This is a genomic window from Mycolicibacterium wolinskyi (assembly GCF_002101965.1).
GTDB lineage: Bacteria > Actinomycetota > Actinomycetes > Mycobacteriales > Mycobacteriaceae > Mycobacterium > Mycobacterium wolinskyi.
Genome location: NZ_LQQA01000004.1, coordinates 93,374 through 106,530 on the forward strand (window position 1 = coordinate 93,374; position 13,157 = coordinate 106,530).

Sequence of the window (13,157 nt, forward strand, 5' to 3'; positions counted from 1 at the left end):
CGGCGATAGCCTGCGGTATGCGCGGTGCATGGATCAGCCGGCCCGGTGAGATGGTCGTGGCGGGCTCGTTCGGGGACATCGCGGTGCACCACCATCCCGCGGTTCAGCTCGCGGTAGGGCTTGACGGCGCGTTGTCGATGGTCGCCGACGACGGTTCGGCGCAGCAGTGCCGGGTTGCGGTCGTCGCCGGTGGTGCTCGGCATGCGCTGCGGTCGGCCGGAGCGAGCGCCGCCTTGTCCGTGTATCTGAGCCCGCAAACCTCCACTGCCGCAGCGCTTCACGCGCTCAGCACCGCCAACGGCGCGGTGCCGGGAGTGTGGGCGATCGACGACGGCGAACTCGTCGAATCGGTCGCAACGGCGGTACACAACGACGACCTGTCCGCAGCCGCCGACCTCGTGATCGCCGACCTGCTGGCCCGGGCCGACGCAGAAACCGGCAACGCGGTGCACCCGCAGGTGCGGCAGGCGATCGAAGTGCTCGCGGCCAGGATGCCGAACCGCACCGCCCTGAGCTCGGTCGCCGGTGAGGTGGCGTTGTCACCCGACTATCTCGGGCGGCTGTTCAAGAAGCAGACCGGGGCGTCGTTCGCGGCGTCGGCCCGCTGGACGCGGTTGCTGGCGGCGCTCGAGCACCTGTCGCAGGGGGCATCGATCACCGATGCCGCACACCGGGCCGGTTTCGCCGACGGCGCCCATGCGACGCGGGTGTGCCGCGAGCTCACCGGAATCGCACCCAGCGATGTGTTGCGCGCGTTGACCGCACGCTGATCGGACGGATCTGTTCAAGCGCCGGGCGCTCGGCCGCGTGATGCTCGATGTCGAACACTGACAACCGGGAGCCGATATGCCAGCGATGTCACGAGTCGAGCGTGCGTTCTGCAAGGGAATGTTGTGGCGGGGCAGCGGCAATGCCGTGCTCGGCAGCCTGCCGACCGACCGGCTGGGGCGTGACGTGCTCGAAATCGGTTCGGGCAGCGGCGATATCGCAGCCCGGTTGCGTCAGGCGCGCCAGGATCTCGCCATCACCGCGACCGACTTCGACCCCGTCATGGTCCGGGCGGCGACCGGGCGCCTGCGCCGGTATCCCGACGTCACGGTCCAGGCCGCCGATGCCACCGACCTACCGTTCGCCAACGCTTCGTTCGATTCGGTGCTCAGCTGCCTGATGTTGCACCACATCGTCGAGTGGGAGAAGGCGATCGCCGAGATCGCCCGCGTGCTGCGCCCGGGCGGGGTTTTCGTCGGCTACGACCTCGTGCGCAGCCCGCTGGCCACCACGATCCACCGGCTCGACCGCTCGCCGTTCCGCCTCGTGAATCCCGGCGAACTCGAATCCGTGTGTGCCGAACACGGACTCACGATGCGGACGCAGACCCGGCTGGCCGGCCAGGTCATGCAGTTCGCGTCACACTGACTCGGTGGCGCGGGCCCGGCTCAGCCACGGCGGATCGATTCCCTCGTCGAGCCGGCCGTCCTGTTTGGCGTCGAGGTAGCGGAAGTACAGCACGCAGAACACCACCACGAGCATCAGCGACCAGCCGTAGGTGATCTTCATGTACTCCAGGAACCGCCCGGTGGTCGGCCAGTGTCCGAGCAGCCAGCGGTCCATCGTCATGAACCCGTAGATCGCGAGCCACGCCGGCCAGTTGCGGATCACCGAGTTCGGCAGCACCACCGTCATCAGGAACGGGAACAACATCATCGAGTAGTAGCCCTGGCCCAGGGACAGCACCAGGAACGACGCGATCAGCAGCACACCCGAGGACGTCAGCATCCAGAACAGCGGATCGCGTTCGCGGTAGTGGCGGTACAGCAGCCACAGGCTGCCAACCGCCAGCAGCAGGAACACGATGCGCAGCAACAGGATCAGCCACATGGGCAGCCCGTAGTAGATGCCGTTGCCCAGGATCGAGCTGTTGAAGTAGTCGCGCGTGGACAAGATGTAGGGCACGGTGTTGCGCACGAACCCCATGGGATCGGAGACCAGCGGCCAGGCCACCGCGTTGAACAGCACCGGCACACCCAGGGCCGTGATGAACGTGTAGAACTGCCGGTTGAGCAGCGGCAGCAGCAGTAGCGGCGCCAGTGAGGGTTTGACCACGAGCGTCAACCCGATCGCGACACCGGCGAGTAGCTCGTTGCGAACGCCGCCGGCCAGCAGCCAGCGGAAGAACAACACACCGCACAGCAGGATGCAGCCGTTGATGTTGGTGAACACCAGTGTGTTGGTCACCGATTCGGTGCAGAACATGGCCAGCAGCAGCGCTGGCATGGCCACTGAGGTGAACGAGTACTTGAACAGGCGGACGAGGAAATACGCCGCGAGGATGATCGCGACGGTGTTGAAGAAGATGAACCAGTACCGCGACGCGTCGACGGGCAGGTAGCCGAACGGTGCGAGCAGCAGCGTCCCGCCTGGTGGGTACAGGTAGTGCGGATCGACGTACTCGAAGTGCTCGTTGTAGATGTCGAGCCCGAGCTTGAAGTTGATCACCGCGCGGTACACCGGTCCGAAGTCGTCGGTGATGTATCCGTTGGTCGCCAGCACGTAGCTGCGATGAATGATCGACAGAATCGCGACCGGCCACAGCACCGAGCGCAGCACCGTGGCGATGCCGGGCGGGGAGGTGCGTGGACGGAACGCGTTCAGGAGACCGGTACTCATGCGATTAGTCGTGGAATCTGTCGCCGCCACCAGCGAACCGTACACCGACCGATATTCGGCCAGGCGTCAGGCAGGACAGTACGTGTCGGTCTCCGGAGCTTTGCCGCTTTCGAGGTATGCGGTCACCGGCGGCAGTGCGCATGGGCTGTAGATCGACGCGCCGTGGCCGATGCCCTGCCACATCACGCGCCGGTTGGTCGCGCCCGCGTTGATGATCGTCGCCGCGACGGCCGCGACGCCTTCGTTGCCGACGATCGGGTCGTTCTGCACACCGAGCAGCAGCACCGGCGTCTTCAGATCCTTGGGTTCTTCCGGAGCCGAACCGCTCGGCCAGTTCAGGCACTTGACGAGATCGAGCGCACCGACGGCACCGAATTGCGGGTAGAGCTTGCCCCAGGCGACGACGAGTTCGCGGACGCGGTCGGGGGTGGGCCGGTTCAGCGCGTCGCTGCAACTGTTGACGAACTGACCGTCGGTCTGGCGGAGATCTTCGGCCTTGGTGATCAGGTCGGTGATCGGGTTGGGGTCGCCGTCGCGGGCCGCGGCCAGCGCAACAGCGAGGTTGTTCGTCGCGGCGACGCGGTCGCCCTGCGGGAATCCCAGGCTGGTCGCGATGGCCTCGGCCAAGGTGGCCACCGAAGCCCCGCCAGGGCCGCGGCCGGCCCTGGCGTCCGCGAGCAGCGAGTCGACCACACCCTTGGGGTCGGGGCCGAGTGGACAGTTGGTCGCGATGCACTGTGCGGCGAACGCGTCGAGCGCGGCCTGTTGGCCCTTTACGCGCTGTTCGGCGGCGGCCTCGGCGCCGATGGCGAGCGGCAGGGGCGAGTCGAGGATCAGGCGCGAGACCTTGTTGGGGTGCGAGCCGGCATAGGCCAACGCCACCTGTGCGCCGTTCCCGACGCCGAGCAGCGCCAGCGTGGGAACGTCCCAGGTGCTGCGGAGCCGTTCGAGATCCTCGGCGGCGTGCGCGTTGTCGTAGGCGGAGTCGCCAGGGGCGATGGTGTCGGTGCAGCTCGTCGTGGCGGTCACCGTGATCGCGCCCAGGTTGGCCACCGGATCGTCACCGGCCTGGAACTGCGCCTGGTCCAGCATCTCCTGGCGGTCGTAGAGGTCGCGGCAGTCGATGGCGCCGGACATGCCCATCCCGCGGCGGTCGACGGCCACGATGGGATGGGACTTGAGCACGTCACTGCCCGAACGGGACAACCACACCGGCAACTGGGCCGAGGACGGCAGGTCGGAACCCGTCGTCATCACGAGCGGCCCGGCGTCCTGCGGGGTGTCGGCGGACCGCGCCTGCACGACACCGATCGGGAGCGTCCCGGTCGCGCCTTCGATGGGGTCGAGATCGGCGTCGTAGGTCGCGCACTGCAACGTCACACCGGGCACCGGCTGGACACCGGCGCCGCCGAACAGTCGCGACGTGCAGTCCTGCCACCCGTTCAAATCGTTCTTGGGCTTTTCGATGGCAGGCGGTCCGGCGGGGGCGTCGGAGGTCGTCGCGGGCTGCCCTTGCGGGTGCGCGCCGGAATCGGTGGCATACCTGGGGTCGACGGCGAACATCGGCGTGCATGCGGTGAGCAGTGCCGACACGGCAACTGTCGACACGCTCAGGGCCCTCACCAGCTGATGACGCATGCTGACCACAGTAGCGACAGGTTTCTGTTCGTCAGCTCCGGACGTAACGCGTGTACAGATAGCCCTCGTCGTCGGTCAGCAGGTGTGCCGGCCGCATCCGGGTGTGTGTCTGACCGGGGCCCGTGGCGATGCGCCGCGCGACGCCACCGACGAGCACGGGCGCCATCGTCAGGCACAACTCGTCGAGGAGGTCCTCTTCGATCAGCAGGCTCAGCAGCTGCGGGCCGCCCTCGGTGAGCACCCGAAGCAACTTGCGCTCGGCCAGCACGCGCAACGCCGTGGCCGGGTCGACCCGGCCGGGGTCGGAGCCGGAGGCGTCGATCACCTCGGCGACCGCACCCAGTCGGCGCCGCGCGTCGGCGACGGTGTTGGCCGCGGTGAGGATGAGCGGCGCGACCTCGGTGCGGGTGAAGAACTTGGCCTCGTGGTCGAGGTCGGCGGACGCGGTGACGACCGCGATCGGGGGCACCTCGGACTGGCCGCGGCGTTGGCGGGCCTGGCGTTGTTCGACGCTGAGCTGTGCGCCCGAGTAGTTCTCGATGCGCACCGTCGCCGCGCCGACGAGGATGACGTCGGCGGCGTCGCGCATGAGGTTGAACACCGCGCGGTCGCCGGCGCCGGCCAACCCGCCGGCCTTGCCGTCATCGGTGGCCCCGCCGTCGAGGCTCGCGATCATGTTGCCGCGTACCCAGCAGCGTTGCAGGTTGTCGGGGTAGGCGTAGAAGTCGCGCAGGCGGTCGTCTGCGGCCGAATCGACGGCCCCTAGCACTGTGAGCTGTGTCCCAGCGGCGTCGTCGGACATAAACAGAATTTGAGCACGTGGCTACGCTGCCTGCATGCACGGGTCCAGCGGCGTCGCCCATCTCGCCGATCGTCATCCCACGGTCACGCCGGAGAGGTTGGTCGCACAGCTAATTCCACCGCCGACCTTCGCCGACGTCAGCTTCGACAGTTACCGGCCCGATCCGGCCGAGCCGTCGCAGGCCGCGGCGGTGCAGTCGTGCCGCCGGTTCTGCGAGCAGGCGGCCGAGCGCCGGGCCGGCAAGAAGAAGCTGTTCGGCAAGCGCGAGGTGCTGCCCGGCGTCGGGCTCTATCTCGACGGCGGGTTCGGCGTCGGCAAGACACACTTGCTGGCCTCGACGTACTACACGCTCTCCGCGGCGGGCGATGCCCCGACGGCGTTCGCGACGTTCGGTGAACTCACCCAGCTGGCCGGCGTGTTCGGTTACAACGAGTGCATCGACCTGCTCGCCGATTACGTCGTGGTGTGTATCGACGAGTTCGAACTCGACGACCCGGGCAACACCACGCTGATCTCGCGGCTGCTGTCGGCGCTCGTGGAGCGCGGCGTGTCGATCGCGGCAACGTCGAACACGCTGCCCGAGCAACTCGGCGAGGGGCGGTTCGCGGCTCAGGACTTCCTGCGGGAGATCAACACGCTCGCGCAGATCTTCACCACCGTGCGCATCGAGGGGCCCGACTACCGGCACCGCGATCTGCCGCCTGCGCCCGAGCCGCTTTCCGACGACGCGGTGGCCGAACGCGCGGCCGCGGTCGACGGCGCGACCCTCGACGACTTCGACGCGTTGTGCACGCATCTCGCGACCATGCACCCCTCGCGCTACCACGCGCTGATCGACGGCGTGACCGAGGTGTTCATCACCGGCGTGCACCCGATCGAGGACCAGAGCGTGGCCCTTCGGCTGGTCGCGCTGACCGACCGGCTCTACGACGCGGGCATCCCGGTGCTGGCGTCGGGCACGAAACTCGACACGATCTTCAGCGCGGAGATGCTCGCCGGTGGTTTCCGCAAGAAGTACCTGCGGGCGACCTCACGCCTTCTGGCGCTGACGGCTGCGGCGCAGCAGGCCAATTAGAGCGTGCGCACCATCACGTAGTCGTTCTCGACACCGGCGCCGAGCTGAAAAGTCTTGGTGCCCTTGATGTTGAAGCCGTGCTTGGCGTAGAACCGCTGAGCCCGCACGTTCTGCTGGTTCACGCCGAGCCACACACAGCTCATGCCCGCGTCGGCGGCCCGCTTCAGCGTCTCGGCCATCAACGCCGCAGCCGCGCCCCCACGGTGGTGATCGGCGAGCACGTAGATCTTGGACAGTTCGAGCGCCGGGCGTTCGGTGACCGCACCCTGCACATCGTCGTCGGCAGGTACGCCGTGAATCAGCATGGCGTAACCGGTGATCGCGTCGCCGTCACGCGATACCAGCACGATCCGCTCGGGGTCGGACAGGTAGCCGGCGAAGCGTTGCGCCGAAAGGTTCTCGGCGATGAACGCAGCGATGTTGTCCGGTGTCGCCGACGGGGGACAGGCCAGCGGGAAGGTGGCGGCCGCGACGGCGGCGAGTTCGGGAAGGTCCGCGGGGGCCGGAACCTCGACGGTCACCTCACACAGACGCTCATCGGTCACGCCCCTACGGTAGCGGCGTACCCGGCTGCCACAGATTCCACTGCGCGAGGTGCTCACCGGTCTTCGTGTTGACGAGTACGACGTTCGTGACGAGCGCGCGGTAGACGTCCCAGTACACGTCACCGCTGACGGTGGCTCCCGGAGGGGCGTTGCGCAAGGCGTCCTCCAACGCGTTCGGCGCGTCGGTGTGCTTGGGCGGGTAGGCGTCGGCGTAGGGCGTGACGCCGTTGAAGGTGAACGCCAACGCCATCACGTACGGGTTCGGGGCCTCGATGGTGGTGATCGTGACCGGCGCCCGCCACGGGCTGCCCTGAGCCCGCCAACGGGGCGAGCCGTTCCAGCCCCAGCCGGGCGGAACCTCACTGGCAAGCACGTCGTGCACGGTGACGTCGGCGACGATGCCCTTGAAGTCGACCCGCAGCGTTTCGCCGATCCGTCCGATGGGGGTGGCATCGGCGGCGGCCGACGGCGCCGCCAGCAGGCCGGCGGCGACCGTCAGCACAGAAACCATGAGTGCGAACCAGCGAGGCATGCCAGGCATGATCGCACAGACTGAAACGTGTTACAGCCAGTTGGCCGTCAGGCCCATGGCCCCACGCCGCCGACCTTGTCGATGCGGATTCGCGTGAGCCAGCCGTCCGGCGCGTCGTCGGGCGGGAACTTCGCATCGGGGTTGGCCAGGGTCTGGGCGAGGTTCTGGAGCAATTCCTTCGCTCCACCCTCGACGACGCGTGCGGTGCCGTTGATCGCCAGGTACGGCCGCATCACCTGCCCGACCTTGCCCGGGTCGACGATCGTGACCGCGACCCGAGGATCACGGCGGACGTTGCGGACCTTCTTGTGCTCGGCCAGGTGTGCGGTGACCAACTCGTCACCGTCGGGGGTGGACTGCAAGGCCACCCACACGAGGGTGACCTGCGGGCTCCCGTCCGGATTGAGGGTGACGAGGGTGGCGTCGGCTCCCGCTCCGATGAACTCGCGCGCGGCGTCGTTGAGAATCACGCTTCCTTCTACGGATGCGTCCGCGGTTTCATTCCCCTTCGTTTTTCATGAACGGTTCCAGCGCCGCGGCGAGTTCGGTCTCGAAACGCTCGGCATCCACGCCCAGCCGGTGCAGCGGGCCGTCGTCGGGTTCGGCTTCCATCAACGCCAGCACGATGTGCTCGGTGCCGATGTAGTTGTGGCCCAATCGAAGTGCCTGGCGGAACGTCAGCTCCAGTGCCTTCTTGGCGGCGCTGCTGAAAGGGATGAGTGCGCCCGCGTCTCCGGTCGACGGCGGCAGCGTGACCGTGGCGCGCACGGCGTCGGCTTCGATGCCCTGGTTGGACAACAGCTTGGCCGCGAGCCCGTCGGGTTCGGCGAACAACGCCAACAACAGGTGATCGGGTGTGATCTCGGGGTTCCCGGCATCGTGGGCCAGGTTCTGCGAGACGACCACGACGTTGCGGGCCCGCGGGGTGAAGCGGCCGAATCCGGCGTTGGGATCGAGCGCGGCGGGATCGAAGTCTGGGACTTTGGGCACGAATCGCTTCTGGGCGGCCTGCTTGGTGACGCCCATGCACTTGCCGATCTCGGTCCATGACGCTCCGGAGCGCCGGGCCTGGTCGACGAAATGTCCGATGAGGTGGTCGGAGATCTCGCCGAGTGCGTCGGCGGCGATGACAGCGTCGACGAGCTGTTCGAGGGGTTCGGTGTGCGCCTTCTTGATGGCGCTGATCAGGTCATCGAGGCGGACGGGATTGCTGATTTTCACGGGTTCGACCATGCCGTCAACTCTAGGTTGACGATCTTGTTTCGTCAACCAAAAGTTGACGCTCGTGCGTCGCTCCGGCCGATCCGGCAGATCGGGCAAGATAGCGCCGGTGAACTTCGAAGAGCGCGTGATACAGCTGCTGAGGCCGGTGCTTCGGCCGGTGATGCGGGTGCTGTCGCTGCGCACCATCGTCATCGTCGCTGCGCTCTCGGTGGTCGTCACGGTGCTGACGCTCGGCACCTGGGTGTGGATCGGTGTCACCAACGACCAGTACAGCCAGCTCGATCGCCGGCTGGATTCCCTGAGCAGCCTCGGCGACGTGAGCACCCTGCTCAACACCGCGAAGGTCGACACCGACGAGTCGACGCCCGACGACGGCGGCCTGGTCCGCACCGCGCACATCGGCGGTATCACCGTCTCGGTGCCCAGCGACATCGTGCTGCCGCAACTGGAGAACGGCTACGCCAACACCACGATCGACGGCGTCGAGTACCGCGTCCGCACGTTCAACGCGGGCCCGGCGTCCATCGCGCTCGGCGCCCCGTTGGCCGAAACCCAGCGCCGCATCGACGAACTGCACCTGCGGGTGGTGTTGATCTGCGCGGGCGTCATCGGCAGCACGGTCGTCGTCGGGTGGGTGATCTCGCTGGTGATGATCAACCCGTTCCGGCTGCTCGCCCAGCAGGCGCGAGCGATCAACGCGCAGTCCAATCCCGACGAGGTCCAGGTGCGCGGCGTACGTGAGGCGGTCGAGATCGCCGAGGCCGTCGAGGGCATGCTCGCCCGGATCGGCAACGAGCAGGAACGCACCAAGGCCGCACTGGAATCGGCGCGCGACTTCGCCGCCGTCGCCTCCCATGAGCTGCGTACGCCGCTGACCGCGATGCGCACCAATCTGGAAGTGCTGTCCACGCTGGACATGACCGCCGAGCAGCGCCAGGAGGTGATCGGCGACGTGATGCGGACCCAGAGCCGCATCGAGGCCACGCTGACCGCGCTGGAGCGGCTCGCCCAGGGCGAGCTGACGACGGTCGAGGACTTCGTGCCGATGGATGTCACCGAACTGCTCGACCGTGCCGCGCACGACGCGCTGCACACCTACCCGGGTCTGCGGGCCACGCTGATGCCGTCGCCGACCGTGCTGATGCTCGGCATGCCCGCCGGCCTGCGTCTGGTGATCGACAACGCCATCGCCAATGCCGTCAAGCACGGCGGCGCGACCGAAATCCGGCTCAGCGCAGTGAGTTCCGCCGACGACGTGCAGATCGTGGTCGACGACAACGGGTCCGGGGTGCCGGAGGCCGAACGTGCCGAGGTGTTCGAACGGTTCGCGCGCGGGTCGACGGCGTCGCGTTCGGGCTCGGGTTTGGGCCTGGCCCTGGTGGCGCAGCAAGCCGAATTACACGGCGGCACAGCTTCGTTGGAGGCCAGCCCGCTCGGAGGCGCGCGGCTGTTGCTGCGGCTGCCGATCATCCGATCGCGCGTGGAGGACGCTCCGTTCTGAGCCGGTCTCAGCAGTCCTGGTTGGGCATCCGCGCCAGGAGTTCGTCGAGGAATCCACTGGCCTCGCGACCGGCCCGCTCGACGTCACCAGCCGCGATCGCCTCGATCAGCTCATCGTGCGAGTACCGTCCGGCGGGCACGGCGCTGGCCGTCGCGACGCTCGCCATGATCACCTCGGTCAATCCGCGGTAGAGCTCGATCAGCACGCTGTTGTGCGAGGCCTGCACGACCGCGAGGTGGAACTCGGTGTCGGTGCGCGCGAATTCTTCAGGGTCCGACGTGTCGCGGCGGTCCCAGTAGGCGCGGAGTTCGGCCAGATCCTGCTCGGTGCGCGCCTGTGCCGCGAGCCGCGCGCCCTCCATCTCCAGGCAGCGCCGCACCTGCAACACCTCACGTAGCTCCGAGCCGCACAGCCGCCGCAGGGCGCCGGATACCTCGCTCGTCGCGCGTACATAGGTGCCATCGCCTTGACGGACTTCCAGGATCCCGCTGTGGGCGAGCGCGCGGACGGCCTCGCGGACGGTGTTGCGCCCGACGCCGAGCGCCTCGACGAGTTCGGGCTCCGTCGGGATCTTCGCGTTGACCGCCCATTCGCCCGAGCTGACCAGGGCACGGAGCTGCTCGATCACCTGGTCGACCAGGCCGGTTCGGCGGGTAGTGACGAGGGGCACGTCAAAAGCCTTTCATCCAATCATGGGATGTATGGCACCATAGCCGAGTGAATCGGAACGTGCGCAGCGAATCCCTGGACAGCTACGAGCACGATCTCGAACTCGAGCTCGACGGGGCTGCCGAGCTCCGGCCCGGAGCGATGGCGGCGGGCGGGGCCCTGCTCGTCGTCGCCGTGGTCCTCACCGCACTCAACCTGCGGCCGGCCATCACCAGCGTCGGGCCCGTGTTGGGCGAGATGCGAGAGTCGCTCGGCGCGTCGGCCGTATGGGCCGGCGCGCTCACGACGCTGCCCGGGCTGTGCTTCGCCGCCGCGGGGCTCGCCGCGCCCTGGCTCGCGCACCGGATCGGATTGGGTCGCGCGATATCGGTGGCCATGGCCGTCCTGAGCATCGGACTGCTGGTGCGGGTGCTCGACGGCCCTTATGTCGTGATCGGCGGCACGCTCGTCGCGACGGCCGGGATCGCGCTCGTGAACGTCCTCATCCCGGTCGTCATCAAAGGCTCGTTCCCGGCCCGGATCGGTCTGATGACCGGCATCTACACCGCGGCTTTGCAAGGCGGTGGCGCGCTGGGCTCCGCCGTGACCCCGCCGCTGGAATCGGTGTTCGGCAGCTGGCGCGGTGCGCTTGGCAGCTGGGCGACCCTGGCCGTGCTGGCGCTGGTCTTCTGGCTGCTCGGCTCGCGTGGCATCACCACCGCGAGAACCGCGGACTCGTCGTCGGGCGGATCGACCCGGTCCCTTATGCGCAGCTCACTGGCCTGGACCGTGACGTTGTTCTTCGGCTGCCAGGCGTTCTTGGCCTACGTCGTGATGGGCTGGTTGCCCGAGGTGTTCATCGACAACGGTGTGAGCAAGAGCGATGCCGGGCTGCTGGTCGGATTGGCCTCAGTGCTCGCGGTGCCGATCAGCCTCTTCATCGCGCCGCTGGCCGCACGCCAGTCGAACCAGAGCTGGTGGATCGTCGGCCTCGGGGTGGTCGGATTCGCCGGCATGATCGGCCTACTGGTCGACCCCGGCGCGGCGCCACTGCTGTGGAGCGTGCTGGTCGGGCTCGGCATGAGTGTGTTCTCGTTGGCGCTCACCGTGATCGCGCTGCGGGCCCGCAACGCCGAGGACACCGCCCGGCTGTCGGGAATGGTGCAGGGCTTCGGCTACCTGCTGGCCGGTATCGGCCCGTTCCTGTTCGGGTTGCTGCACGAAGCCACCGGCGGCTGGACCGTGCCGTGGGCGATGGTGCTGGTGGTGTATCTCGTGCAGATGGTCGCGGGCGCGCTGGCGGGCCGCAACCGCTACGTGTGAGCCACAAGCCTGGCTTGTGATCCCACAACGACGTCGTGACTACCGGCCACCGGGTTACCGCAGCAGCATTGACGAGGTGAGCACCGAACTCGCCCTTCGTCCCTTCCACACCGCGCTGTATGCCGAACTCGACGACACGAAGACGGCGTTCGGCCACATCACGCCCAATTGGTTCGCGTCGGTCATGGGGACGGGCATCGTCGCGACCGCCGCGGCCACTCTGCCGGTGCACGTGCCGGGTCTGCATGAGTTCGCCACCGCGGTTTGGCTTCTCGCGGCCGTGGTGCTGGTCGCGTTGACCGCGGCGTTCGCCACACACTGGATACGCCACCGCGAACAGGCGAAAGCCTATGCGGCCCACCGAATCATGGGCCAGTTCTACGGCGCGCCCGCCATGGCCCTGCTCACCGTGGGTGCCGGTGCCATGCTGCTCGGCCCGCCCGTCATCGGCGAATCGGCGGCGCTGGCCGCCGGCGTGGCGCTATGGCTCGCCGGGACGGCGCTGGGACTGGTTGTGAGCGTGTGGCTTCCCTTCGTCATGATCACCGGCCACGACCACGCTCAGATGGACGCGGTACCCGCGTGGATGATGCCGGTGGTTCCGCCCATGGTGTCGGCCTCCACCGGGTCGCTGCTGCTCGGTCACCTCGGTGCCGGGCAGGCCGGGATGACCCTGTTGGTCGCGTGCTACGCGATGTTCGGCCTGAGCCTGCTGGCCGGCTTCATCACACTGACGATGGTGTATTCGCGGCTCGTGCACGGGGGCATCCCCGAGGTGCAGGCCATTCCCACGGTCTGGATCGCGCTCGGGGTCGTCGGTCAGTCGATCACCGCCGCCAATCTTCTTCCCGCGCACGCCGGTTCGGTGCTGACCGACCCGTCCGCGCTGTCGGCACTGCATGCCTTCGGCGTCGTCTACGGACTGGTGATGGGTGGGTTCGGGGCGTTCGTGTTCTGTCTGGCCGCGGCTTTGACCGTGCACGGCGCGCGTCGCGGGTTGTCCTTCACGCTGACCTGGTGGAGCTTCACATTCCCGGTCGGCACGTGCGTGACGGGTGCGTCCGCGCTGGGAGTGGCCACCGGCGCGGTGGCGGTGTCCGGGCTCGCGGTGGCGCTGTACGCGCTGTTGCTCGGTGCATGGGCGACGGTCGCGACGCAGACGCTCAAAGGCGTGGTGTCCGGGCGGCTACTGCGGGGCTGAA

General features: G+C 68.0%; 14 protein-coding genes. 6 read left to right on the forward strand and 8 right to left on the reverse strand.

The genetic code is table 11. From position 1 onward, the window contains the following. The first annotated feature begins 17 nt into the window (after nucleotides 1–17). Both AWC31_RS01060 and AWC31_RS01065 read left to right on the forward strand, forming a co-directional pair. A complete protein-coding gene (locus AWC31_RS01060; protein WP_085141976.1) occupies nucleotides 18–770 on the forward strand; it encodes a helix-turn-helix transcriptional regulator in 753 nt (250 codons plus the stop codon). Nucleotides 771–846: 76 nt separating this feature from the next. Next, entirely contained in the window at nucleotides 847–1,416 is a 570-nt protein-coding gene (locus tag AWC31_RS01065; protein ID WP_085141978.1) for a class I SAM-dependent methyltransferase, read from the forward strand. Here the strand turns inward: AWC31_RS01065 and aftC are convergent. From aftC to AWC31_RS01080, 3 genes are read right to left on the reverse strand one after another with little or no spacing between them, the layout of a single operon-like run. Next, the gene (gene aftC, locus AWC31_RS01070; protein ID WP_067851285.1) at nucleotides 1,408–2,712 is read right to left on the reverse strand and encodes an arabinofuranan 3-O-arabinosyltransferase; all 1,305 of its coding nucleotides are present in this window, start codon (nucleotides 2,710–2,712) and stop codon (nucleotides 1,408–1,410) included. The two genes, AWC31_RS01065 and aftC, sit on opposite strands and share 9 nt — an antisense overlap. A 21-nt stretch (nucleotides 2,713–2,733) precedes the next feature. Then, nucleotides 2,734–4,305: an alpha/beta hydrolase gene (locus tag AWC31_RS01075; RefSeq protein WP_085142210.1), complete on the reverse strand. Its 1,572-nt coding sequence runs from the start codon at nucleotides 4,303–4,305 to the stop codon at nucleotides 2,734–2,736. Between the two features lie 31 nt (nucleotides 4,306–4,336). Beyond that, nucleotides 4,337–5,107, reverse strand: a complete 771-nt coding sequence (locus tag AWC31_RS01080) for a pyrimidine reductase family protein (protein WP_067851287.1) — start codon at nucleotides 5,105–5,107, stop codon at nucleotides 4,337–4,339. Between the two features lie 34 nt (nucleotides 5,108–5,141). On the opposite strand from AWC31_RS01080, the gene zapE reads away from it, so the two are divergent. Next, entirely contained in the window at nucleotides 5,142–6,182 is a 1,041-nt protein-coding gene (zapE, locus tag AWC31_RS01085; RefSeq protein ID WP_085141980.1) for a cell division protein ZapE, read from the forward strand. Here zapE and AWC31_RS01090 read toward each other — a convergent pair. Genes AWC31_RS01090 through AWC31_RS01105 form a run of 4 tightly spaced genes read right to left on the reverse strand, consistent with a single transcriptional unit; the run spans nucleotide 6,179 to nucleotide 8,492 of the window. Beyond that, nucleotides 6,179–6,727, reverse strand: a complete 549-nt coding sequence (locus AWC31_RS01090; protein ID WP_234790888.1) for a GNAT family N-acetyltransferase — start codon at nucleotides 6,725–6,727, stop codon at nucleotides 6,179–6,181. The two genes, zapE and AWC31_RS01090, sit on opposite strands and share 4 nt — an antisense overlap. 4 nt (nucleotides 6,728–6,731) lie before the next feature. Continuing rightward, entirely contained in the window at nucleotides 6,732–7,259 is a 528-nt protein-coding gene (locus tag AWC31_RS01095; RefSeq protein ID WP_067851290.1) for a hypothetical protein, read from the reverse strand. 47 nt (nucleotides 7,260–7,306) lie between these two features. Next, nucleotides 7,307–7,729 carry a PPOX class F420-dependent oxidoreductase gene (locus tag AWC31_RS01100; protein ID WP_085141982.1) on the reverse strand — a complete coding sequence of 141 codons (423 nt, stop codon included), beginning with the start codon at nucleotides 7,727–7,729 and terminating at the stop codon, nucleotides 7,307–7,309. Nucleotides 7,730–7,757: 28 nt separating this feature from the next. Then, nucleotides 7,758–8,492 carry a Clp protease N-terminal domain-containing protein gene (locus AWC31_RS01105; RefSeq protein WP_085141984.1) on the reverse strand — a complete coding sequence of 245 codons (735 nt, stop codon included), beginning with the start codon at nucleotides 8,490–8,492 and terminating at the stop codon, nucleotides 7,758–7,760. A 151-nt stretch (nucleotides 8,493–8,643) separates the two neighbouring features. Here AWC31_RS01105 and AWC31_RS01110 point away from each other — a divergent pair, with 151 nt between their 5' ends. Continuing rightward, on the forward strand, nucleotides 8,644–9,984 hold the full coding sequence (locus AWC31_RS01110) for a sensor histidine kinase (RefSeq protein WP_085142212.1): 1,341 nt from the start codon (nucleotides 8,644–8,646) through the stop codon (nucleotides 9,982–9,984). A gap of 7 nt (nucleotides 9,985–9,991) precedes the next feature. Here the strand turns inward: AWC31_RS01110 and AWC31_RS01115 are convergent, their stop codons facing one another. Beyond that, nucleotides 9,992–10,654 (reverse strand): FadR/GntR family transcriptional regulator, encoded by a 663-nt coding sequence (locus AWC31_RS01115; RefSeq protein WP_067851296.1) that lies wholly within the window; start codon nucleotides 10,652–10,654, stop codon nucleotides 9,992–9,994. A 47-nt stretch (nucleotides 10,655–10,701) separates the two neighbouring features. Between AWC31_RS01115 and AWC31_RS01120 the strand changes: the two genes are divergently transcribed. Together AWC31_RS01120 and AWC31_RS01125 are read left to right on the forward strand one after the other, a co-directional pair. Next, complete coding sequence (locus AWC31_RS01120; RefSeq protein WP_374214054.1) at nucleotides 10,702–11,955, forward strand: CynX/NimT family MFS transporter; 1,254 nt, start codon at nucleotides 10,702–10,704, stop codon at nucleotides 11,953–11,955. Between the two features lie 76 nt (nucleotides 11,956–12,031). Then, on the forward strand, nucleotides 12,032–13,156 hold the full coding sequence (locus AWC31_RS01125; protein ID WP_234816668.1) for a TDT family transporter: 1,125 nt from the start codon (nucleotides 12,032–12,034) through the stop codon (nucleotides 13,154–13,156). Nucleotide 13,157: the final 1 nt, after the last annotated feature.

Coding starts and splice junctions, on each gene's coding strand:
- AWC31_RS01060 (WP_085141976.1), top strand. CDS start 18: ATGCGCGGTGCATGGATCAGCCGGCCCGGTGAGATGGTCGTGGCGGGC.
- AWC31_RS01065 (WP_085141978.1), top strand. CDS start 847: ATGCCAGCGATGTCACGAGTCGAGCGTGCGTTCTGCAAGGGAATGTTG.
- AWC31_RS01075 (WP_085142210.1), bottom strand. CDS start 4,305: ATGCGTCATCAGCTGGTGAGGGCCCTGAGCGTGTCGACAGTTGCCGTG.
- AWC31_RS01080 (WP_067851287.1), bottom strand. CDS start 5,107: ATGTCCGACGACGCCGCTGGGACACAGCTCACAGTGCTAGGGGCCGTC.
- zapE (WP_085141980.1), top strand. CDS start 5,142: ATGCACGGGTCCAGCGGCGTCGCCCATCTCGCCGATCGTCATCCCACG.
- AWC31_RS01095 (WP_067851290.1), bottom strand. CDS start 7,259: ATGCCTCGCTGGTTCGCACTCATGGTTTCTGTGCTGACGGTCGCCGCC.
- AWC31_RS01105 (WP_085141984.1), bottom strand. CDS start 8,492: ATGGTCGAACCCGTGAAAATCAGCAATCCCGTCCGCCTCGATGACCTG.
- AWC31_RS01110 (WP_085142212.1), top strand. CDS start 8,644: ATGCGGGTGCTGTCGCTGCGCACCATCGTCATCGTCGCTGCGCTCTCG.